Raw genomic sequence first — 20,855 nt, forward strand, 5'->3', positions numbered from 1 at the left:
TGTTTTAGTTTTTAATGTTATACTTTTCTAGTCTGCGATATAAAGCGGCACGAGATAACCCCAATTCTTCGGCTGCTTGGCTAATATTGCCATTAGATTTTTCAAGGGTTTTGATAATGGTAGTTCGCTCAATATCCTGTAGGGTTGTGTCATCAAGGGAACCTTCTTTAATAGCCGCAGCGGAGATACCGAAATCGTGTAAAGTTAGCTCTTCAGCTTCCGTTAAAATTAAGGCGCGTTCGACGCGATTTTGCATTTCTCTAATATTTCCACGCCATTCATAGTTACAGAGTGATTCTAAGGTGTTGGCGTTAATTTTAGGTTGTTCGATTTGATACTTTGCTGCATATTGTTCCATAAAGAAATCCAATAAAGCAGGAATATCTTCTTTGCGTTCTCTCAAGGCAGGTAAGGGAAGTACGACTGTATTGATTCTATAGTATAAATCCTCTCGGAACTCTTTCTGTGCAACTTCTGTTTCAATATCTGCATTGGTAGCCGTAATAATGCGTACATCAACAGGACGAGGTTGAGATTCACCCAATCGAATAACGGATTTGGATTGAATCACTTGGAGTAATTTGGCCTGTAAATGCAAGGGAACATTGCCTATCTCATCTAAGAAAATAGTTCCGCCATGTGCCGCTTCAAAACGACCAGCTGTATCTTGTTTAGCATCTGTAAAAGCTCCTTTAGCATAACCAAATAATTCACTCTCAAATAGATTTGCATTTAAGGATCCCAAATCGACATGGACAAAAGGTTGATTCTTGCGCGTCGAATTTTGGTGGATGTAAGCAGCTAGTACGTATTTACCTGTTCCATTTTCGCCCAAAATCAGGGTATTGACTTCCGTTTGTGCTACGCGTTGTGCCATGCGATATGTTTTCTGAATCGCGGGTGAAGTACCTTCAAAATACGTAGACTTCTCTTGGATAACAGTTGATGGTTCTTGTTCTTTCTTGCGTCTTTGTTGAACGGCTTTCTTCACAATATCAACCAAATGATCGTTGTCCCACGGCTTTAATAAATAATCAATTGCCCCTAGTTTAATGCCCTCAACGGCACTTTCCACATGCCCATACGAAGTCATCAAAATAATCTGCGCCTGTGGATAGTTGGATTTGATTTCTTTAAACCAGAAAATTCCCTCTTTCCCATCCTCAAAACCCACGCGGTAATTCATGTCTAAAATAATCACATCAACAGGAGTATTCTGTAGGATTTCGAAGATCTTTTTGGGGTTGTTATTGGTCAAAACCGACTCGAAATGACGTTTCAAAAGCAGCTTAGCAGCGATTAAGACTTCTGTATTGTCATCTAAAACTAGAATGGTGGCATTTGTTTTTCTCATGGTTATGGACTCTGTAGTTTGAAATCGTACATTTTAGTGTTCAATAGCGGACACTTTAAAAATAAATTAAATTATATCTTATTGATTTACAGTGTGTTGTTTGTTTTTTATTTTACGGCATGTTTTTGTTAGTATACCTGTAAAAGAAAGTAGTATGGACAAGGTTCTGCCTCGTAAAAATAGAAAAAAACAAAAGATTTTACTAATTATTGGTGGGGTACTCCTCCTCGGACTCACTTCGTATGTAACGTTTTTTCAAGATATTGTATTAAATGTATCGAAAAAGGAAATTCGAATTACCGAAGTCAAAGAAGGCCTCTTCGAAGAGTATATTTCCTTTCAGGGAAAAGTAGAACCTTTGCAATCTCTATTAATTAACATTGCTGAAGGTGGTGCGGTGAGTGAAATATTTGTGGAGAACGGCAGTGTGATTCAAAAAGGAGATCCCTTGGTTTTATTGCACAATCCCAGTTCGGAGTTAGCCTATATGTCACAAGAATCGTCTTTGATTGAGCAAATGAATAATTTGAATGTCAATTTGATGAATATACGCAACCAAGAAATTGGCTTGATGAAAGATTTAATTAGCATCGAATATGAATACAAAAATGCAGAGCTACAATATACGCTGAATAAGAAATTATTTGATCAAGAGATTTTATCTTTGAATGAGTGGAATCAAACTGTTGAAAGTTTTTCCTACCAAAAAAAGAGAAAAGCGTTGATGGAGCAAAGTGTGGAGAAGGAGAAACAATCCAATCAGGTACAGGTTCGACAAATCAATCAGTCGATTGCGGTGATTCAACGCAGCTTGGACAAGCTCAAAGAAAACAAGCAGAATTTTTTATTGAAAGCGCCCATTTCTGGTCGATTATCTTCGTTTGATCCCATGCTGGGAAAAACGTATAACGGAGGCGAAAGCATAGGTAAAATAGACGTACTAGAAGGCTATAAATTAGTCGCCAATGTCGATGAGTTTTACTTGGATCGCGTTGTCGTTGGTCAAAAGGGTCAGGTGGATATTAAAGGACAATTGGTGGCAGTTGAGGTGATTAAAGTATTGCCAGAAATTATCAATGGACGCTTTGAAGTGCAGTTGAGCTTTAGAAGTGATACGGAATTAAAATTACAAGAAGGTAATAGTATGGGGATCAAGTTATTCCTTTCAAGTAAAGAGCAACGTTTATTGTTGGCTAAGGGGAGTTTTGCTACAGATACCAAAGGCGAATGGGTGTATGTGATCAAAGACGGAAAAGCAGCAAGGAGACAAATAGAAATTGGCCGTGAAAACCCAGCCTATTATGAAGTGATTTCGGGCTTATCTCCAGGAGAACAAGTTATTATATCAAGTTATAAAGATTATTTAAGAGTGAATTATTTACAAATAAAAGAATAAGTATGGTAATATCAATTAAAAAATTGTCTCGTATTTTTCAAACGGAAGAAGTAGAGACAACCGCTTTGAATGAAGTATCCTTAGAAGTAAAAAAAGGAGAGTTTATTTCGGTGATGGGGCCTTCAGGATGTGGAAAATCAACGTTGTTGAATATCATCGGATTGTTGGATGATGCCTCTTCGGGTAGTTACCGTTTACTAGAAAAGGAGATGGTAGGCCTAACAGAGAATCAACGTGCTATAATCCGAAAAGAGAACATCGGATTTATCTTTCAGAATTTTAATTTGATCGATGAACTTTCGGTTTATGACAATATTGAATTACCGTTGATTTACAACAAAGTACCCAGTGGAGAGCGCAAAAAACGAGTGATGGAAATCGCAGAGCGCTTGAATATTGTACACCGTTTGAAACACTATCCACAACAACTTTCAGGAGGTCAACAACAACGTGTGGCTGTGGGGCGTGCGTTGATCAACAACCCCAAGATTATTTTGGCTGATGAGCCAACGGGAAACTTGGATAGTAAGAATGGTGCAGAAGTAATGGAATTGCTGACGGAACTACACCAACAAGGAGCAACCATTATCATGGTAACGCACTCCCATCACGATGCCTCCTATTCGGAACGCACGATTTTGATGAAGGATGGTATGATTTTATCCGAAAAAATCAATACCAAGATCGTTGATGTATTTACGGTATAAAAATAAAACTATGATACGTTTTTTTCTGAGCTTGCTCTTGATGTTATGTAGTTTGTTGATGCAGGCACAAGCCAAGCAAACGCATACCATCGCAGGGCAAGTTTCTAAACTAGTGGCTGCTATGCCAATTGAGATTCAGGTTGATGCAACTTCGGATTCTACTACTATTCGCGTAGAAGGGTCGCAGGAAGATGTAGAGTATATCGCTGTAAAACAGATTGGTACAGTCCTTTATGTTGACATGAATACAAAGAAAAATAAAAAGAATGTGTATCTCACCAGAGGGAAGGTGTTTATTGCCCAATCCAAGATTGTGGATTATGATATTAGTACTACGGCTCGTGTGGTGGTGAAGGGGCGTGTGCAAGGGAATGCTATAACGATTAAGGCGGATGCAGCTTCCTATCTAACAGCTGATTTTTCGGCAACTACAGTGTCAATTAACTTAGATTCTGCTTCTAAATATAAGGGAGACCTTACGGCAAAAAACATCAAAGTAAATATAGATAGTGCTGCTGGAGTAGTTGTTACTGGAGATGCGGAAAATCTGTCGATTAATGTAGATAGCGCCGCAAAATTTGATGGCAAAGGACTCAAGGCAAAATACGTAAAAGTTGAGGCAGACTCCATGGGAAAAGCTGAGGTCTACCCCATCGAAAGTTTAAATGCCTATGCGGATTCGATGGGCAAAGTGGTCTACTATAATACGCCAAAAGAATTAAAAAAATACACCGATTCTATGGGATCCGTGAAATCGAATTAAGTAGGTACTATGTTGTTCAGTTGGTTTAATACATTTAGGAAAAACATCCAAAAATCGATCTTGTTCTTTTGTTGGACCATTTTAGGTTTGGCAATAGGAATAGCGTGTTTGTTGCTATCGCTTTTCTTTTTGCAAGACGAATGGAGTTATAATAAATGGATAGCCCATGTAGAACAATACTATGAGGTTAATGTGACGGTTGGAGAAGAGGCTAATGCCATTGTTGTACCCGCTGCCGTTGGTCCTCAATTACTACAGCAAAAACAAGTGGAAAATTACTGCTACTATGCTTTGGATTATATTGATTTTTACGCAGAAAGTAAGTTTCACCAAGCTGTGGTGGGGAAAATATTAAATACACAACCTACTTTTTTTGATTTTTTCAATTTTGAATTCACCTATGGTAGTGCGGATGAGGTAATTGCTCATCCCATGCATATTGCCATTTCTGAAAAGGTAGCCCAGCAATTTTTCCCCCATCAAAATCCGATCGGTCAAACGCTATCTCTGGCACATAGCCCCTATCAGGTGACAGGGGTCTATAAACTCAATCAAAAAGCGACGATTATGCCCGATATAGTTTTGATGAATATGGAGTGGAATGAGTACGTAAAGCCTGCTTTATGGCAAGAGAATGGCGGGGGACTGCTCGTTAAAGTGAAACGTAAGGAAGACTGCTTAGCGATTGCCTCTAGTTTGGTGACTCTGGTTGAAAATAATCAAGAACAGGTCTTTGAAAATAGCGAAAAGCTAGAGAAATACAACGTTTTCCTTTCTCCGTTGGACGAAGGGCGATTCATCTCGAAACAAACCGCTTTGTTAGAGGGGAAAACCAAATTGGAAACCCTGTATTTACTCGTGGGTTGTTCGGTTTTAATCTTTTTGTTGGCGGTGTTGAATTACATCAACTTAAATCAAGCAGGAATATTATCGCGTTTAAAAGAATTTCAAGTGCGGGCTATGTTGGGGAGTTCAAGACTGCAGCTGTTGTTGCAAATTGGTTTTGAAACCCTGTTAAACGTATTGATGGCCATGGGAATTGCCTTGATGCTCGTTGAATTCAGCATGCCGATTTACAATCTATTCTTACACAAGACCATCGGGATCAAGCATCAAGTGCTTTGGAGTGGAATTGTACTCGTGATCTGTATTGTCGTGCTTTTAGCTGGAGGTATTCTTTCCCTTTATGCCATGCGACTAGTTCGTCAGTTGTATCAAGTGAAAGCAAACAGAAAGCAAAGTAAAAGCCTGCGATTGAGAGCGAGTAGTTTATTCATTCAAATCTCCATTGCTTTTTTCTTTGTTGTCGGTGGCTGGATCATCTCCAGACAGGTGCACTTTATGGAAGAAAAGGACCGAGGTTTTGAAGGGAGTCAAGTGGTACAAGTCAAACTATTTACCCAACAAATACGCAGAAAACTTTATCGCAACGATAAATTGATGCAGGAGATTCAACAGATCAAAGGAGTCAAATCGGTTGCTTTATCGACCATTGCCTACGAAGATAAATCCATTAAAACCAAGTATACGGCCTATTATGGCATGCGCAAAATCCCCGATTTTGTGATGGAAGGTATAGACAATCGCTATATTGATATGGTGGGGTTTGAAAAGATTGCTTATCGCCCAATTGAAATAGATAGTTTACCCAAGGTGTGGATCAACGAGAAATTTGCTGAAAAAATGGGGGTAACGCCAGAGGAAGCATTGGGAAATGCTATTTCCTATGACCGAAGTACCTACCTCATTGAAGGCGTGGTGAACAATTTTTTTAGCACGGGATTTGAAGAAGCTGTACAACCAATTTTACTGTTTCAATGGAAAGATATCGAGTTTCTACCTTATGGGATTAATTACCTCTCCATTGAATTAGATCAAGCGGTAAACCAAGCAGAAACCCTAGAGCGTCTGCAGTCGTTTTGGATTGTAAATGTCGATTATGAATATCCCTTTCAACAGCAAACCCTCTCGAAGCAATTTGAGTCTAACTATCAACACATCAAATCGCAAAAACGCATGTTTCTGATTTGGAATGTAGCGGTTGTATTCATGGCTTTATTTGGTTTGTATGCCAGTTTATCCCTCTATTTGGAGCAAAAACAAAAAGAAATTATTATTCGAAAAATAGTCGGGGCGAGTCCACGAGAACTCTTTTTTCTCTTGGGAAAACCCTTTTTTATCACGGTTGTATTGGCTTGTATTACGGCCGTTTATCCCGTGTATTGGATCATGAACGCTTGGTTGAATAAATTTAAGTACCAACAAGAAATAGAAGCCTATCCCTTTGTGTTTTCGTTTCTCTTACTTGTTGGATTGGTTCTTTTTATTATCCGAACAAAAGTGCGCCTAGCAACAAAAGGCGATTTAATTAAAAATATTAAATATGAATAGTTTATGTTGAATAATTGGTTTAAAATTTACATATACAACAGCAAGAAAAACAAGGTGTATTTCTTACTGACTATTTTGTGTTTAGCTATTGGAATAACCGCAGTATTGCTGTCATCCCTCTATTTAAAAGAAGAAAAATCGTTCGACCAGTGGAATGAAAATAAAACGTCCATTTACTTAGTAGAGAACAGCGGTGGAAAAGTGACGATGAATCGACATCCTTTTGCCTTGGTTGCTAAGCTCAAAGAGGAGTATCACCTCATCGAAGATTATTTGATGTATAGCAATTATAGCGAAGAGATTGTTGTGTATAAGGACAAAGAAGAACGATCAGATAAAGTACTCAACAGCAGTCAACGTTTTTTTGATTTTTTTCCTTATCCCTTGGTATATGGAACCAAACAAAGTGTGTTTCAGCATCCCAATGAAGTGGTGTTAGAACAAGAAAAAGCAGCCCTGCTATTTGGAAAAGGGGTAAATCCCGTGGGCGAGCAACTAAAAATAAAGGAAGAGTTGTATACTGTCGTAGGGGTATATGCTATAGGACATAGAAGAAGTAGTTTTATGCCGGAGATCGTGTGCAATACTTATCAGTTTTTATCTGTCGATCAACAAACAATTTGGGATCGACCAGCGCATAATCTCCTGTTGAAAACAGCGAAGAAACAAGAAACAGCAGCAGCGATCAAAACGTTGTATCTCAAATATTACTATGAACCTATGGCAGCCAGATCCAATGTGAGTTTAGCCGATTTTGTAAAGCAATATGAGGGAATTATCGGTATGGATATTCATTTAGAGCCCTTAGATCAGTTGCATTTTCAAAGTGATAAACCCATAGCGAGTAGTATTCCCGAACCCGTAGTAAATAGTAAAATGCTGAACATCATTCTTGGATTATCTGGTTTGATGTTGCTATTGTCTTTGTTTAACTATGTGAATTTGTCCCTCTCTCAAACCTTATCTCGAGCCAAAGAAGTTGGGGTACGCAAGGTATTAGGAGGGGTGAAAGGATCGATTATCAAGCAGAGTTTATATGAAACGACTATCACCGTTTGTATTGCTTTTGTTTTGAGTATCTTTCTGTTTTTGTGGTTGTTGCCCTTTGCCAATTCTTATTTAAACATCAATATCGTTGTGCAGTGGAGTGATATGGTGTTCTTATTTGTGGGTAGCTATTTTTTGATTTTGCTGATTGCAGGGCTAGTTCCCGCCTTTTATATTGCACAATACCGCGTGCTAAAGGTGCTAAAAGGCGATTTCAACCGCAGTCGTTCAGGGAGTTTTATTAAAAATACTTTTTTAGTTATACAATTCGCCATTGCCTGTTGGTTTATTGTGGGCACTTATATGGTGTATAAACAAGCCCATTACATGGCGACAAAAGATTTGGGATTTTCTGGAGATCAGGTGATTAGCTTTCCTTTTCTAACTGATGTAAACGATGGAAGTAAAACACAAAAATACGAAGTATTCAAACAAGAAGCATTACAGATCAAAGGAATCGAACAAGTAGCTGTATCCGGTGTCGAATATGCAAGTATGGGAGGAGCAGGTATTTTCAATTTTTTCAGACACAAGGACAAAGAGAATCTGATTGCGTTTATGATGAAGGCAGAGGCCGATTATTTTGAAATGATGAACATTCAGTTGAAAGAAGGACGCTTTTTAGATCGAGCTTTGGCTAACGATAGTATCGAAAATGTTTTAATTAACGAGAGCTTATTAAATATTGTTGGTGAAACGAGTATAAAAGATCTTAAAGTCGCAAATAAAACAGTTGTAGGCGTGCTTAAAGATTTTCATACTGCAGGATTGGAAAATTCGATTACTCCTTTGATGTTTAGTTTACCTAATGCAACCGAATATTATTTTTTCAATGTAACCATGAAAGTGGATGTCACGCAAATGGAGACCCTTGCTCCCGCTTTGGAGAAGTTGTGGGATACCTTTAACCCAGAGGCGAGAGAGCCCTTTAGCTATGAGTTTGTCGATCAAAAATTTGCCAAAACCTTTGAGAAAATTAAAGCACAGAAGCAAATCCTATTGGGCTTGTGTTTGATCGTCATCTTTATTGCGCTATTTGGATTGTTTGCCGTTTCCTCTTTTACCATCGGAACGCGATTAAAAGAGGTGGCTATCCGCAAAGTATTAGGCGCTAGTACAAGGGAATTGATTCAGAAGTTGTCTTACCAATATTTGATCTATTGTATCATTGGTTTTGTACTCGCTGTCTTCCCAAGCTATTACCTGTTGAATGCATGGCTGAGTGAGTATACCTACCGCATCGAAATAAGTTATGACGTTTACGTGGTCTGTTTGATTCTCATTGTCGTGCTTACCCTGTTTATTGTGGTCAGTAGAGCGTATCAGGCTACCCGTGTGAACGTATTGAAATACATTAAATACGAATAATAATGCTAAAAAATTGGTTTAAAATAGTCGTGTATCACAGCAAAAAAAATAAGCTATATGTTTTATTCAATTTGTTGTGTTTGGCACTGGGTATTACTGCTGTGTTGTTATCGACGCTCTATTGGCAGGAAGAGACGTCTTTTGATCGTTGGAACGCAAATAAAGAAGAGGTGTATTTTATCGAGAGTCGAAGTGACAACCATTCGTTCGGTTATCAACCCTATGTCTTGTCTAGTTTGCTCAAAGAACACCATAACTTTGTTGAGGATTATTTACTGTATAGTGGATATTTTCCAACAAATGTCATACACAATAAAAAGGCGTATGCCCTAGAGAAAATTCTACAGACTAATGCTTCTTTTTTTTCCTTTTTTTCTTATAAGATTATTTATGGATCACCTTCGAGTATATTTAAAAATCCAAAGGAGATAGCATTAGAAAAACAAAAATCATCACTTATTTTTGGTGAAGGCGTCAATCCAATTGGCGAACAGATTGAGGTAGATGACGAGTGGTACACCGTTGTAGCGGTGTACGATTTGGAAGGTAAACGCAGTAGTTTTATGCCAGAGGCCGTTGTCAATGATCATCAATTCATACCTGAAGATTTAGTCGGCAATTGGAATTACAGTAGTTCTTCTGTCTTAATCAAAACCAAGGAGGGAGAGAAGCTTGCCCAAGCAGCAGATCAGATTTATAGCCAATACTATCTCCTGCCTATGGCTGAAAAACAGCAACTCTCTTTAGCAGAGTTTGAGAAAAAAAACAATGGAATTTACGATCAAAAAACAGTGATACATCCCTTAAAGGGATTGCATTTTGGAGATGCAGGAAATGTAGTTACCCCAGAAGCCAATGTCAAAGGCACAACCCTGTATGTGATTGTAGGCTTGTCGTGGGTGCTTTTTATTCTATCGCTGTTTAACTACGTCAACTTATCCCTTTCGCAAACGGTTTCGCGAGCGAAAGAAGCAGGGATTCGCAAAGTATTAGGAGGATCAAAGCGCAAGATTATACAACAAGCTTTATTTGAAACCTCCCTGACCATGCTGCTTTCTTTTGTAGCAAGTTTCTTTATGGTGCTGTGGATCTTGCCTTTCGTCAATTCGTTTTTGGGAACGCATATTGTCGTTCACCTGCGTGATGTCCTCTTTTTGCTTGTTGGTGTTTACCTCTTGGTGTTGCTATTCGGTGGTTTAATCCCAGCACTATATCGAGCAAATTATCAGGTACTTCCTGTGTTAAAAGGCAATTATTATCGCAGCCGCTCGGGAATCGTATTGAAAAATGCATGCTTGATTCTACAGTTTGCCATTGCCTGTTGGTTTATCTCGGGCACGTATATCATGTATAAACAAGTCAATTATATGACGACCAAATCCTTGGGTTTTTCGGGAGATCAGGTGATTAGTTTTCCCTTTTTAGAGGAAGAACCGATCGAAATAGAAGAAAAACATCAGGCGTATCAAACCTTTAAACAAGAAGCGCTAAAAATAAAGGGCGTGGAACAAATAGCCTTTGCCGATTTAGACTATGGAAGTGAGGAACGAAGTCGTTATATGCAGCTATTTGAATATGAAGGAGAGAATATGAGAGTGGCGGTTCACAATGTCGAAGCAGGGTATTTGGAAATGATGCAAGTGGGATTGAAAGAAGGACGTTATCTGACGAATAAATTCGCTAGTGATAGTATTCAAAATGCCGTAATCAACGAAAGCTTATTACGTCAACTGAACAAAGATAGTATAGCGGGATTGGTTGTCAATGGAACAACCATTGTAGGCGTCGTACAGGATTTTCACACTGCTGGATTCGAACATGAAATAAGCCCAAAGATGTTTGTGTTGCCTTCCCAAACGTTCTTTCACTTTACTCAAGTGAGTATGAAGCTAGATGTACATCAGCTTGAAACCATCCTACCTGCGGTGGAAAAACTATGGGAGAATTTCCATAAAGGAACAGAGAAGCCTTTTGAGTATAGTTTCATGGATCAGAAATTCGCAAAAAACTTTGAAAAGATAAAGATACAGCAACAAGTGATGATGGGGTTAAGCTATCTGGTCATCTTTATTGCTTTATTTGGACTTTTCGCTGTTTCCTCCTATACCATAGGCACCAAATTGAGAGCGATTGCCATTCGCAAAGTATTAGGAGCAGAAACAAGAGGGTTGATTCAAGATTTGTCCTATCAATATCTGATTTATTGTATGATCGGTTTTGGACTATCTGTCTTCCCTAGCTATTATTTATTGAATGAATGGCTAAAAGGATATGCCTATCGCATTGAAATTGGATGGGAAGTGTATGGGGTTTGTTTATTGGCTATTGCAGTGCTCACATTGCTTATTGTGGTCAGTAGAGCGTATCGCGCAACACAAATAAATGTTTTAAAATACATTAAATACGAATAATTATGTGGATCAATTGGTTGAAAGTGTACCGTTACCATTGGCTGAAAAATAAGTTTTATTTTGTTTTGACTGTGTTGGGCTTAGCTTTTGGGTTATCGCTTCTTACCATGGCGCTTTTGAGCTATGAAAGAGAGCAGACCTATGAGCAATGGAATCCCAATACAGACAACCTTTTTATGGTGGTCAATGTCACGCCGGATTACGCCTATCCCAACCAATCCTATGCTTTGGGTAGAACACTAAAGGAGCAATATCCCGTGATTGAAGATTTTGTGTACTATTTTGGTTATGACGATGTTGTAATGAAAAATGGAGTAGAATCGCACACCTCGACTAAGGCAATAATGACACAGCGCAATTTTTTTGATTTTTTTCCTTATCCATTTGTCTATGGATCTGCTCAACAGTTCGCTAAAGAAAAAAACAACATTGCATTAGAGGAGGAAAAAGCGATTGAGCTCTTTGGCAAAGGAGTAAATCCAATTGGAAAACAACTCAATATAGAAGAAGAGTGGGTGACGGTTTCTGGCGTTTTTACAGTCGGAAATAAGAAAAGTGCTTTTATGCCAGAGGTAGTTATTCCCTTAATGGATGAGGTTGTAACTACGGATACGGATTGGAGTGCAAGGAGGTTTGCCGTACTGCTCAAAACACAACAGCCAACTTCAGCCTTAGAAGCCGTAAACCAAGTATTGGATACCAATTATTTTGAACCTGAAGCAACTAGGTATGGAACTACGGTAGCGGAGTTTAAACAGCGTCAACTCAATAATATTCAATTGGAACTCGCTCCTTTATCCACCTTACGTTGGAAAGAAGCAGGACAATTTACTCCCGAAGACACGCCCAATTCGAAGATGATGTACATCTTTTGGGGGCTAGCAGGGGTGATTTTTATATTGTCTCTCGTCAATTTTATTAACTTTTCTACTACGCATTTTTTGATGCGTCTAAAAGAGATGGGGGTACGTCGAATTTTTGGAGGTAATACCAGTGAAATTAGAGGGCAAATTGTATTTGAAAGCGCGATTACCCTATGTATTGCACTACTTATTAGCATTTTCTTTATGGGTTTTATGATCCCTTATGTCGAGCTCATTACCGCATCGACCATCGAATTGTCTCTAGTGAAGTTAGGAGTTTGTTTCTTGCTTTTACTCTGTAGTGTATCGATAATAACGGGCGGAGTAATTGCGTATTATGTGAGCAGACAAAAAGTAAGTAGCTTGTTGAAAGGCAATTTTATTTCCACGCAAAAGGGCAGCCTACTAAAAAATGTTTTTTTAGTTTTTCAGCTTGCCATTGCCTGTTTTTTTGTTAGTAGTACGATGATCTTTAATCAACAAGTTCACTATATGCTTAACAAAGATTTGGGCTTTAAAGGGGATCAGGTCATTGGTTTTAGTTTTAATGAAGCGCTCCGATGGGATAATACAGCACTACTCTTAGATAAATATAGGGTATTTAAAAAAGAAATAGAACAGATTAAAGGGGTAGAAGGGGTGTCAACGTCCGATCAAGTATTTGGACGTTCGTCTATGGGGAGTACTACGGGTAGTTTTGAAGGCAAAGATTTTTTATACCATATTGGTCAAGTTGATTATGGTTATTTCGATCTTTTTCAAATCCCAATCGTGAAAGGTAGAGACCTCAACCCTGCCTTTGCCTCAGATTCTATACAGCACATTGTGGTGAACGAAGCTTTTGTTCGAGAAACGGGTGTACAAGATCCCGTAGGAAAAACATTTACCTCCCTAGAAGGACCTCGAATAATTATAGGTGTTGTCCAAGATTATAATGCGAAGGATCTAGAAGAAAAAGTGTCTCCCATTGTTTACTACCATTACAACTCCCTTACACACAAAATGGGAAGTATAGAAAAAGTGTATGTAAAAGTCAATACAGCAGAACACTTAGAACGCACATTGAAAGAGATTGAAAAACGATGGAAAGCTTTTAACATGGATTCAGCATCACCTTTGGAGTATGAGTTTGTCGATAAGCAATTTCAGCGCACGTTTGAACAAGTATTGATGGAGCGAAAAGTACTCAATAGCCTCAGTATAGGTGTAGTGTTTATTGCGCTGTTTGGTTTATTTGCCATCGCTTCCTTTGCGATAAACGGTAAGTTGAAGGAAATTGCCATTCGCAAAGTATTAGGAGCAAATTCGTTTGGCTTGTTGAGAAAATTGACAGTCGAATACGTAGTTTATTGTACCATTGGTTTTGCCTTGGCTATTTTTCCGAGCTACTATTTTCTAAACTATTGGTTGAACCATTACGCTTATCGCATTGAAATAGGATGGGAAGTGTATGGATTGAGTTTGATAAGTATTCTGATTTTGACCTTGTGTATGGTGTTACAAAAAGCGCGAAAAGCAGTGAATGTAGACGTATTACACTACATTAAGTATGAATAATACATAATCGAAAGCACAAGAGAATGATAAAAAATTGGCTAAAAATATATTGGAGAAACCTCAGTAAAAACAAGGTGTATTTTGTACTGACCCTTTTGGGGTTAGCCTTGGGTATATGGGGTGTTCTACTGTCGTATTTGTACTACAAAGAAGAAGTGCAATACGATCAGTGGAACCCATATAAGGATGAGGTCTTTCTAGTGAATACCAATTTGAATGATGGAGGTATTTGGACTGCTGCTCCTTATGCTATAGGACCGCGATTAAAGGATCTCGGTGTGGAGGACTATATGTATCTCCCCTATTATCACGCCGGTTATGTTGAGGTAGATGGGGAAAAGCGCTTTTTTACCAAAGGACTGCAGATTCAATCTAACTTTTTTGAGTTCTTCCCCTTTGAAATGATCCAGGGCGATAAGACCATCCAAGACCCCACGAGTATTTTTGTTTTAGATACCTATGCTCAAGCATTAATTGGTCCAGATCCCATAGGAAAAAGAGTGCGTTATCAAGGGGAATGGTTTGTTGTGAAGGGCGTGTATTCATTTACAGGAAACCCAAGCTCAATCGCACCAACTATTCTCTTTTCGGGAATGGAAAAAGAAGTTAAGGCGAATTTGGATAATTGGGGCGATTATGTTTCAACCTTATACATCAAGCCAACGCATCCCAATAAACTCGATCGCTTGGCCAAAGAGATGAAACAATTGCTGTACGATCATGTGTATGTGCGTTTAGCCAAAGAAAAAGGTCAAACGACTGCCGCCTATTTAGAAGAGAGTGGCGACTTTATGAAGAGTTATGACTTCTTTTCTCTATCAGAACAACATACATTAACGAATGCGGATGCAAATGGAACGTTGGAGGCATCTGTTAATATGCCGCGTTTTTATATTCTAGTAGGGCTAGCTCTTGCTATTTTACTGTTAGCCGTTGTGAATTATGTGAATTTGCTGTTGGTACAAACCTTAAAAAGACACAGAGAATTTGCCGTTCGGCTAATCGCAGGAAGTTCCTATGTGAAAATTTTTGGACAATTACTCTTTGAATGTTTGCTGACCTTAGTTACCGCAAGTATACTGAGTTGCGTTTTGGTCGAGCTTTCTCTGCCTTCAATTCGCGTTTTTTTAGATTCAAGAGTACCCTTTTCGCTTCTTGATCATTGGGCTTATTTTCTATTGTTTTTGATCGGAATAGCGCTACTTGCCTCAGGAATATCGTATGGGGTTATTCGTCGATTTACGCTTTTCAGGTTGCTTAAAGGCCAACTTTCTCATGGAAGTTCTGCTTTTGGAATTCGACAGGGCATGATGATTTTTCAATTTGTCATCGCTAGTTTTTTTATCTTGGGAACAGGGGTGGTCTACCGACAAGTTCACTATATGTTAGATAAAGAATTAGGATTGAGTAAGGAAGAAATTCTAATTCTTCCATTTGTACCGACAAATTCAGCGGTCAATACATTTCAGTTGTACGAAACCTATAAAAAGGAACTACAAGGTATTCCAGGGGTACAACAAGTTGGAGGGGCGGCTTTTCGCCTAGCAGAAGGAGGATATAATTCAACGTCTTTATCCTATCAAGGAGTTTCGATACAAGTAGCCAATGTGGCCATGGATGTAGAATATTTAGACCTGTTACGCATTAAAATAGCTGCTGGTAGAGGCTTTGTTAAAGAGTTGGCTTCGGATACTATTTCCAATGTATTGGTCAATAAAAAATTTGAGGAGAAAGTGGGCGATGAGCACCTGCTCGATAAGCAAGTGATTTGGAATGGTATGCCTTTTACTGTCGTTGGCATTGTAGATAATTATCATGCTAAAGGACTAACTCAGGATTATTTGCCCATGGTCTATTTTAGAAGTGAAACGATTCCGTGGTTGTTTGAACAAGTACAAGAACTTTACGTGCGTTTTGACCCCACTAAAATCGATCAAGTACTAGCCGAATCCGAAAAGGTCTATGGTCAATTGAAATTTTCCGTTTATCCTTTTTCGTACGAGTTTTTAAGTCAGCGCTTTGATAAAAAAATGAAAAAGAATATACAAGAACGCGATAGCTTATTGACATTAAGCATCATCGTTGTTTTTATTGCGTTGTTTGGGCTATACAGTTTGGTTTCCTTTAATCTGGTGAATCAGTATAAAGAAATTGCCATTCGCAAAGTCTTGGGCGCTTCAAACACAGTACAAATGCAACATGTAGCAAAGCAATATGTACTGCAAGTGGTTCTTGGATTTGGTTTAGCCATTTACCCAAGCTATTATTTTATGAATACTTGGCTTAGTGCCTACGCCTTTCGCATTGAAATTAGTTGGGTCAACTTTGTTGTTGCCTTTCTCTTTTTGCTGCTTGTGACCGTTTTGATTGTCTGGTTCAAAGTACGACAAGCGGTTCAACTTAATGTGTTACAACATATTAAATACGATTAAATTATAAAATACTAAACAAAATTAAAGATGAAAAAAATAGCCTTTATCTTCCTGTTAATGGGAGGTGCCGTATTGGCACAAAAACAAGAAAAAAGACAAGTAAGCGATTTCGCTGAAGTGCAAGTATCACAAGCCATTCGTTTAGACTTTACCGCTGGAGAAACCAAAGCCGTTGAGGTAGAAGTAGCAGATGAAAAAGACATGCAATACGTCAAAACAGAAGTAAAGAATGGCGTGTTACACGTGTATATTGAAATGCCTAAAGGACTATTTAATTATAAAATGGGACAGGTACAGGTAAAAGTGAGCAATCCAACCTTAACAGGTGCCTATGTTTCTTCCTCTGCCGCATTTAATCTGAACAACAAAGTAAAAGCAAAGCAATTCAACATTACGACAAGTAGTTCAGGCAAATTTACAGGCGCACTGATTCAAGCAGATAATTTATCCCTTGCAACTAGTTCGTCTTCTAAATTAGAAGGGAAATTCGAAGTGGCAAATGGCACAACTATCGATGCAAGTTCTTCTTCCAAGATCGATATCGATTTAAAAGCCAATAAAGTAGAAATTTCAGTTAGCAGTTCAGCTCGAGTGGAGGTCGATGGATCGGCAAAAGAGGTAAGTGCAAAAGCATCAAGTTCAGGAAAAATTGACGGCAAAGACTTGGCAATTAAAACCTTAGATGGAAAGGCGAGTTCTTCAGGAACAATGAGTTTCACAGTATCCGATGAGGTGAGAGGAAAAGCGAGTTCTTCAGGTAAGATTAGCGTCTATGGATCAGCGAATTTAGTAGACGTTGCGAAGTCATCTGGTGGTAGAATTGAAAAAGTAAATTAATAGGATATCCATGGTTTTTAATTGGTTAAAATTATATCTCCGATATTTTAAAAAGAATATCGGATTCTCCTTGCTCAATATTTTGGGGTTAGCTATTGGAATGGCGGCTCTACTTATTGTGCTATTCTATTGGAAAAACGAGCATAGTTTTGACCAATGGAATCCCTATAAAAACAAAATTTACGAAGTAGAAGGCACCGCAGATTCGTATTTTAGAAGCTGGTTTCCTGCGCCTATTGCCAGTCAATTGGACCAAGCTTCGTCCCTTGTGGAAGCCTATAACTTTGGCTATACCTCTTTTAGTGTGATGAGTGTTGTCGCAGAGGGTAAAGCAGATTTTTTATATCAAATTCACGAGCGCCAAGCGAATTTCTTTGAGTTCTTCCCTTTCACAACGATATTTGGTAGTGCCGAAGAGTACAAACAAAATTACAAGGACGCTTTAGCCTTAGAAAAAAAAGAGGCTGCGCGATTGTTTGGTGAAGGGGTTGATCCTACAGGAAAACTCGTACAGCTAGACGATGGCAAAGTTTTAACCGTGCGATTTGTGTTTACAATACCGGGTAATAGTTCTATTGAATTTAAAGGGTTAACCTCGTATTTGACCGAATATCAAATCGCGAACAATCGCGATAATTGGGGAGACCACAATTATACCCTGTTGATTAAGTTGAAAGATGGTCTGGTCCTCAGTGAAGTGGAAGAACAATTACACGAGGTGTTCTATAAGGAGATCCTGCGTTTATATGCCAAAGAAGAAGGCGTGCCTGTAGCGGAGTTAAAAGAAAAGATGAAGCCCTATTTGTCCTTTAATTACAATGTATTGAGCGAGGTTTACCTCAATCCCAAATCGACGGGATTAGGAGCAGGCCCTACGGCAAATAAAATTGTGAACATCATGTTGTTTTCTGCAATTTTACTTTTGGTACTAGCGTTGGTCAATGCGATTAATCTCGCCTTGGTACAAAGCTTTAAACGCGCCAAGGAAATAGGGATTCGAAAGTCGATCGGCAGTACACGCCGTCAATTGATGAAGCAAATGATGTTTGAAGCAAGCATCACAACGATCTTGTCCTTTGCACTCGCTCTTGTGATCACCGAAATAGGAATGCCCTACTTTAATATTCTCGTCGATCGAGCACTAACCACCGATTTCGTATCCCTGTGGTCCGTGATGGGGATTCTCCTACTAGTGGTGTATCTACTCTTGGGAATCTTACCCAGCCTTTTTGTGGTTTCTTTTGACGCAATTAAAGTGCTAAAAGGCAATTTTGTACGCAGTCGATCCGGTATGCGCTTGCGCAACGTGTTGTTGATTTTTCAATTTGTGATTGCCTTTTTCTTTCTGTCTACGGCTCTTTTCATTCAACAACAAGTCAGCCATCTCTTACAAGAAGATTTGGGATTTAACGGTGATCAAGTGGTGAATATCCGCTTTAAAGTCAAAGATAGTAACCAGCGAAATGAGATCTATCAGCGCATAGAAGCTGATATTCAAAAAATAGAAGGAGTCAAAGCCGTTGTCAATCACTCCATGTTAATGGGAATAGGGTACGGAAGTAGCTCAAACAATGCCATAGGCAAAGGTTCCGTTCAGAGTAAAAACGTCCCCGTAGGCTATGATTTCCTTAGGGTATTCGATGGTCAATTGCTAGAGGGACGATTTTTTGACCGCGCTTTTGCCTCAGATAGTATCAATACGATTGTCGTGAATGAAACCTACAAGAGAACCTTTCATTTTTCGGATGGAATTCTCGGAAAAAAGATGAGGTGGAATGGACGCGATTTTGAAATTATTGGTGTTGTAAAAGACATGAAAATTGAGGGGTTTAATCAAGCAATCCCTCCAGTGACCTATTTTATGCCTACTTCGGTTGATTGGTTTACAGGACTGGTGGAAACGATTTCCGTTAAAATTGATCCAACAAACGTCCAACAAACGATGGATCAATTAGAGTCATTCTGGAGTAAACGCGTAGAGCAGACCTATCCCATGCACTATGAATTTGCCAATAAAGAGTTTGCGGTAAGCTATCAGAAAACCCTGTATCAACGAACACTATTTTTGTGTTTAATGGGGGTATCGATGTTTATTGCCCTCTTTGGATTAATGGCTATAGTGTCCTTTAGTATCGAAAGCCGATTAAAAGAAGTCGCTATACGCAAAGTGTTGGGGGCGAGTAGAAAAGAACTCATTGTCAATTTATCCGCCCGTTTCTTGGTGTACTGTATCCTGGGATTTGTTTTATCAATCTATCCTGTTTATTATCTGATACAGCTGTGGTTAGAAGATTTTGCCTACCGCATAGACCTGTCTATTTGGCCCTTCTTGCTCGCTTTTATCGGGTTAACTGTTTTTTCCATGCTGTTGGTTTTATGGAAATCCATCAAAGCAACGCGTATAACAACATTGAAATACATAAATTATGAATAAGAAAATTTGGACGTTAATTGCTGTATGTTGTACGTCTTTCCTCTTTGCACAACAAAAGTGGACGCTAAGTGATTGTATGCGCTTAGGACAAGAAAATAGCTATGAGCTAATGATTGCACAGCTGGAAAAAAACGTAGTAGAAGCGCAACAGCGAAGTATGGGATCTTATTTCTTGCCCCAAGTAGGATTGAATGCTTCCCAGAGCTTCAATTATGGATCGGCCATTAACCCTACTACCAATGCGAGGGTCAGTTCGAATATTCAATCGCTAAATACGGCAGTAGATGCATCGTTGAGCCTATTGGATTGGTCGGATTATATGGATCGTCAGAGAAATAAATTAAATACGTCTTATGCGAGTTTACAGCAAGAAGAAGTGAAATATCACTACCAACAGCGCATCTTGGATTTGTTCTTTCGAATCATTGGCACCCAAGAGTACTACGCCTTGCAAACGCTACAATTGGAAAACAGCCAGTTGAATATGGATCGCGTGATCAAGGAAGTAGATGCAGGAGCTAAACCCCAAAGTGATCAATATGATATTGAGTATATTTTTAATAACGAGCAAATTAGAATACAGGAAACGGTTAATGAATTGCAGAATCAAAAATTGCAGTTACTCCAGTTGTTAGATGTGAAAACGGTGGGAATTGCCGATTTTGAACTAGTGTTTGAAAGGGAATTTGTTGGATTTAATTCGGATTATGAATTCAATCCCATCTTGGAAAAAGTACGGCAGTATCAGGCTATTTTAGACATGGAAAGAAAGGCTTTACAAGCAAAAAAATACCCTCGAATTACAGCCAATTATCAGTGGGGAACGTTCTATTCCAAACCCTTTAATACCAGTTTAGATTGGGATGTTGCGTCATTCTCGAGGCAGTTTGGCGACAATAAAAGCCACTATGTGGGTATAGGACTAAGTATTCCTCTTTTTCAAGCGGGAAGTGTAACGAGGCAGTTGCGCAAAAACAAGATAGAGAGCCAGCTAAATACGCTGAAAATTCAGGATAAAGAGCGATTTGTACAAAAGGAAAATGATCAATTGGTACAAGAAATTGATCAGATAGAAACCCTCAATGAACGACTAAAAAACAGTATTGAATTGGCGCAAAAATCGTTCCATACTACCCAAGTGAAATACGAAAACGGCAAGGCCGATATCTTCTCCTTTAATGCGGCAAAAAACCAACTGCTCAATGCGGAATTTGCCCTAATACAGAACGAAATAAAACGCGTTTTTTTAGGTAAAAAAAGAGCGTTGAATTTTGCAAATCACCTTTAATACCAAG

The 20,855-nt window shown here is 38.8% G+C and carries 12 protein-coding genes; 11 read left to right on the forward strand and 1 reads right to left on the reverse strand.

Going from position 1 to position 20,855, the window contains the following annotated elements:
• Nucleotides 1–4: 4 nt before the first annotated feature.
• The gene (locus tag ACPDHL_RS12560; RefSeq protein WP_430533104.1) at nt 5–1,354 is read right to left on the reverse strand and encodes a sigma-54-dependent transcriptional regulator; all 1,350 of its coding nucleotides are present in this window, start codon (nt 1,352–1,354) and stop codon (nt 5–7) included.
• 154 nt (nt 1,355–1,508) lie between these two features.
• Between ACPDHL_RS12560 and ACPDHL_RS12565 the strand changes: the two genes are divergently transcribed.
• From ACPDHL_RS12565 to ACPDHL_RS12615, 11 genes are all read left to right on the forward strand, one after another.
• On the forward strand, nt 1,509–2,750 hold the full coding sequence (locus tag ACPDHL_RS12565; protein WP_430533105.1) for an efflux RND transporter periplasmic adaptor subunit: 1,242 nt from the start codon (nt 1,509–1,511) through the stop codon (nt 2,748–2,750).
• 2 nt (nt 2,751–2,752) lie between these two features.
• Nucleotides 2,753–3,457, forward strand: a complete 705-nt coding sequence (locus tag ACPDHL_RS12570) for an ABC transporter ATP-binding protein (protein WP_430533106.1) — start codon at nt 2,753–2,755, stop codon at nt 3,455–3,457.
• Between the two features lie 10 nt (nt 3,458–3,467).
• A complete protein-coding gene (locus ACPDHL_RS12575; RefSeq protein WP_430533107.1) occupies nt 3,468–4,220 on the forward strand; it encodes a GIN domain-containing protein in 753 nt (250 codons plus the stop codon).
• 87 nt (nt 4,221–4,307) lie between these two features.
• Nucleotides 4,308–6,611, forward strand: a complete 2,304-nt coding sequence (locus ACPDHL_RS12580; RefSeq protein ID WP_430533108.1) for an ABC transporter permease — start codon at nt 4,308–4,310, stop codon at nt 6,609–6,611.
• A 3-nt stretch (nt 6,612–6,614) separates the two neighbouring features.
• Entirely contained in the window at nt 6,615–9,026 is a 2,412-nt protein-coding gene (locus tag ACPDHL_RS12585; RefSeq protein WP_430533109.1) for an ABC transporter permease, read from the forward strand.
• A gap of 2 nt (nt 9,027–9,028) precedes the next feature.
• Nucleotides 9,029–11,437 (forward strand): ABC transporter permease, encoded by a 2,409-nt coding sequence (locus tag ACPDHL_RS12590; protein WP_430533110.1) that lies wholly within the window; start codon nt 9,029–9,031, stop codon nt 11,435–11,437.
• 2 nt (nt 11,438–11,439) lie between these two features.
• Complete coding sequence (locus ACPDHL_RS12595) at nt 11,440–13,857, forward strand: ABC transporter permease (RefSeq protein ID WP_430533111.1); 2,418 nt, start codon at nt 11,440–11,442, stop codon at nt 13,855–13,857.
• A gap of 23 nt (nt 13,858–13,880) precedes the next feature.
• Nucleotides 13,881–16,289: an FtsX-like permease family protein gene (locus tag ACPDHL_RS12600; RefSeq protein WP_430533112.1), complete on the forward strand. Its 2,409-nt coding sequence runs from the start codon at nt 13,881–13,883 to the stop codon at nt 16,287–16,289.
• 27 nt (nt 16,290–16,316) lie between these two features.
• Nucleotides 16,317–17,126 carry a GIN domain-containing protein gene (locus tag ACPDHL_RS12605; RefSeq protein WP_430533113.1) on the forward strand — a complete coding sequence of 270 codons (810 nt, stop codon included), beginning with the start codon at nt 16,317–16,319 and terminating at the stop codon, nt 17,124–17,126.
• A gap of 10 nt (nt 17,127–17,136) precedes the next feature.
• A complete protein-coding gene (locus tag ACPDHL_RS12610) occupies nt 17,137–19,560 on the forward strand; it encodes an ABC transporter permease (protein ID WP_430533114.1) in 2,424 nt (807 codons plus the stop codon).
• Nucleotides 19,553–20,848: a TolC family protein gene (locus ACPDHL_RS12615; RefSeq protein ID WP_430533115.1), complete on the forward strand. Its 1,296-nt coding sequence runs from the start codon at nt 19,553–19,555 to the stop codon at nt 20,846–20,848. Before ACPDHL_RS12610 ends, ACPDHL_RS12615 begins: the two co-directional genes overlap by 8 nt.
• Nucleotides 20,849–20,855: the final 7 nt, after the last annotated feature.

The sequence above is a fragment of the Myroides sp. C15-4 genome (assembly GCF_050522745.1).
Taxonomy (GTDB): Bacteria; Bacteroidota; Bacteroidia; order Flavobacteriales; family Flavobacteriaceae; genus Flavobacterium.

Coding starts and splice junctions, on each gene's coding strand:
- ACPDHL_RS12560 (WP_430533104.1), bottom strand. CDS start 1,354: ATGAGAAAAACAAATGCCACCATTCTAGTTTTAGATGACAATACAGAA.
- ACPDHL_RS12565 (WP_430533105.1), top strand. CDS start 1,509: ATGGACAAGGTTCTGCCTCGTAAAAATAGAAAAAAACAAAAGATTTTA.
- ACPDHL_RS12570 (WP_430533106.1), top strand. CDS start 2,753: ATGGTAATATCAATTAAAAAATTGTCTCGTATTTTTCAAACGGAAGAA.
- ACPDHL_RS12575 (WP_430533107.1), top strand. CDS start 3,468: ATGATACGTTTTTTTCTGAGCTTGCTCTTGATGTTATGTAGTTTGTTG.
- ACPDHL_RS12585 (WP_430533109.1), top strand. CDS start 6,615: ATGTTGAATAATTGGTTTAAAATTTACATATACAACAGCAAGAAAAAC.
- ACPDHL_RS12590 (WP_430533110.1), top strand. CDS start 9,029: ATGCTAAAAAATTGGTTTAAAATAGTCGTGTATCACAGCAAAAAAAAT.
- ACPDHL_RS12595 (WP_430533111.1), top strand. CDS start 11,440: ATGTGGATCAATTGGTTGAAAGTGTACCGTTACCATTGGCTGAAAAAT.
- ACPDHL_RS12600 (WP_430533112.1), top strand. CDS start 13,881: ATGATAAAAAATTGGCTAAAAATATATTGGAGAAACCTCAGTAAAAAC.
- ACPDHL_RS12605 (WP_430533113.1), top strand. CDS start 16,317: ATGAAAAAAATAGCCTTTATCTTCCTGTTAATGGGAGGTGCCGTATTG.
- ACPDHL_RS12610 (WP_430533114.1), top strand. CDS start 17,137: ATGGTTTTTAATTGGTTAAAATTATATCTCCGATATTTTAAAAAGAAT.
- ACPDHL_RS12615 (WP_430533115.1), top strand. CDS start 19,553: ATGAATAAGAAAATTTGGACGTTAATTGCTGTATGTTGTACGTCTTTC.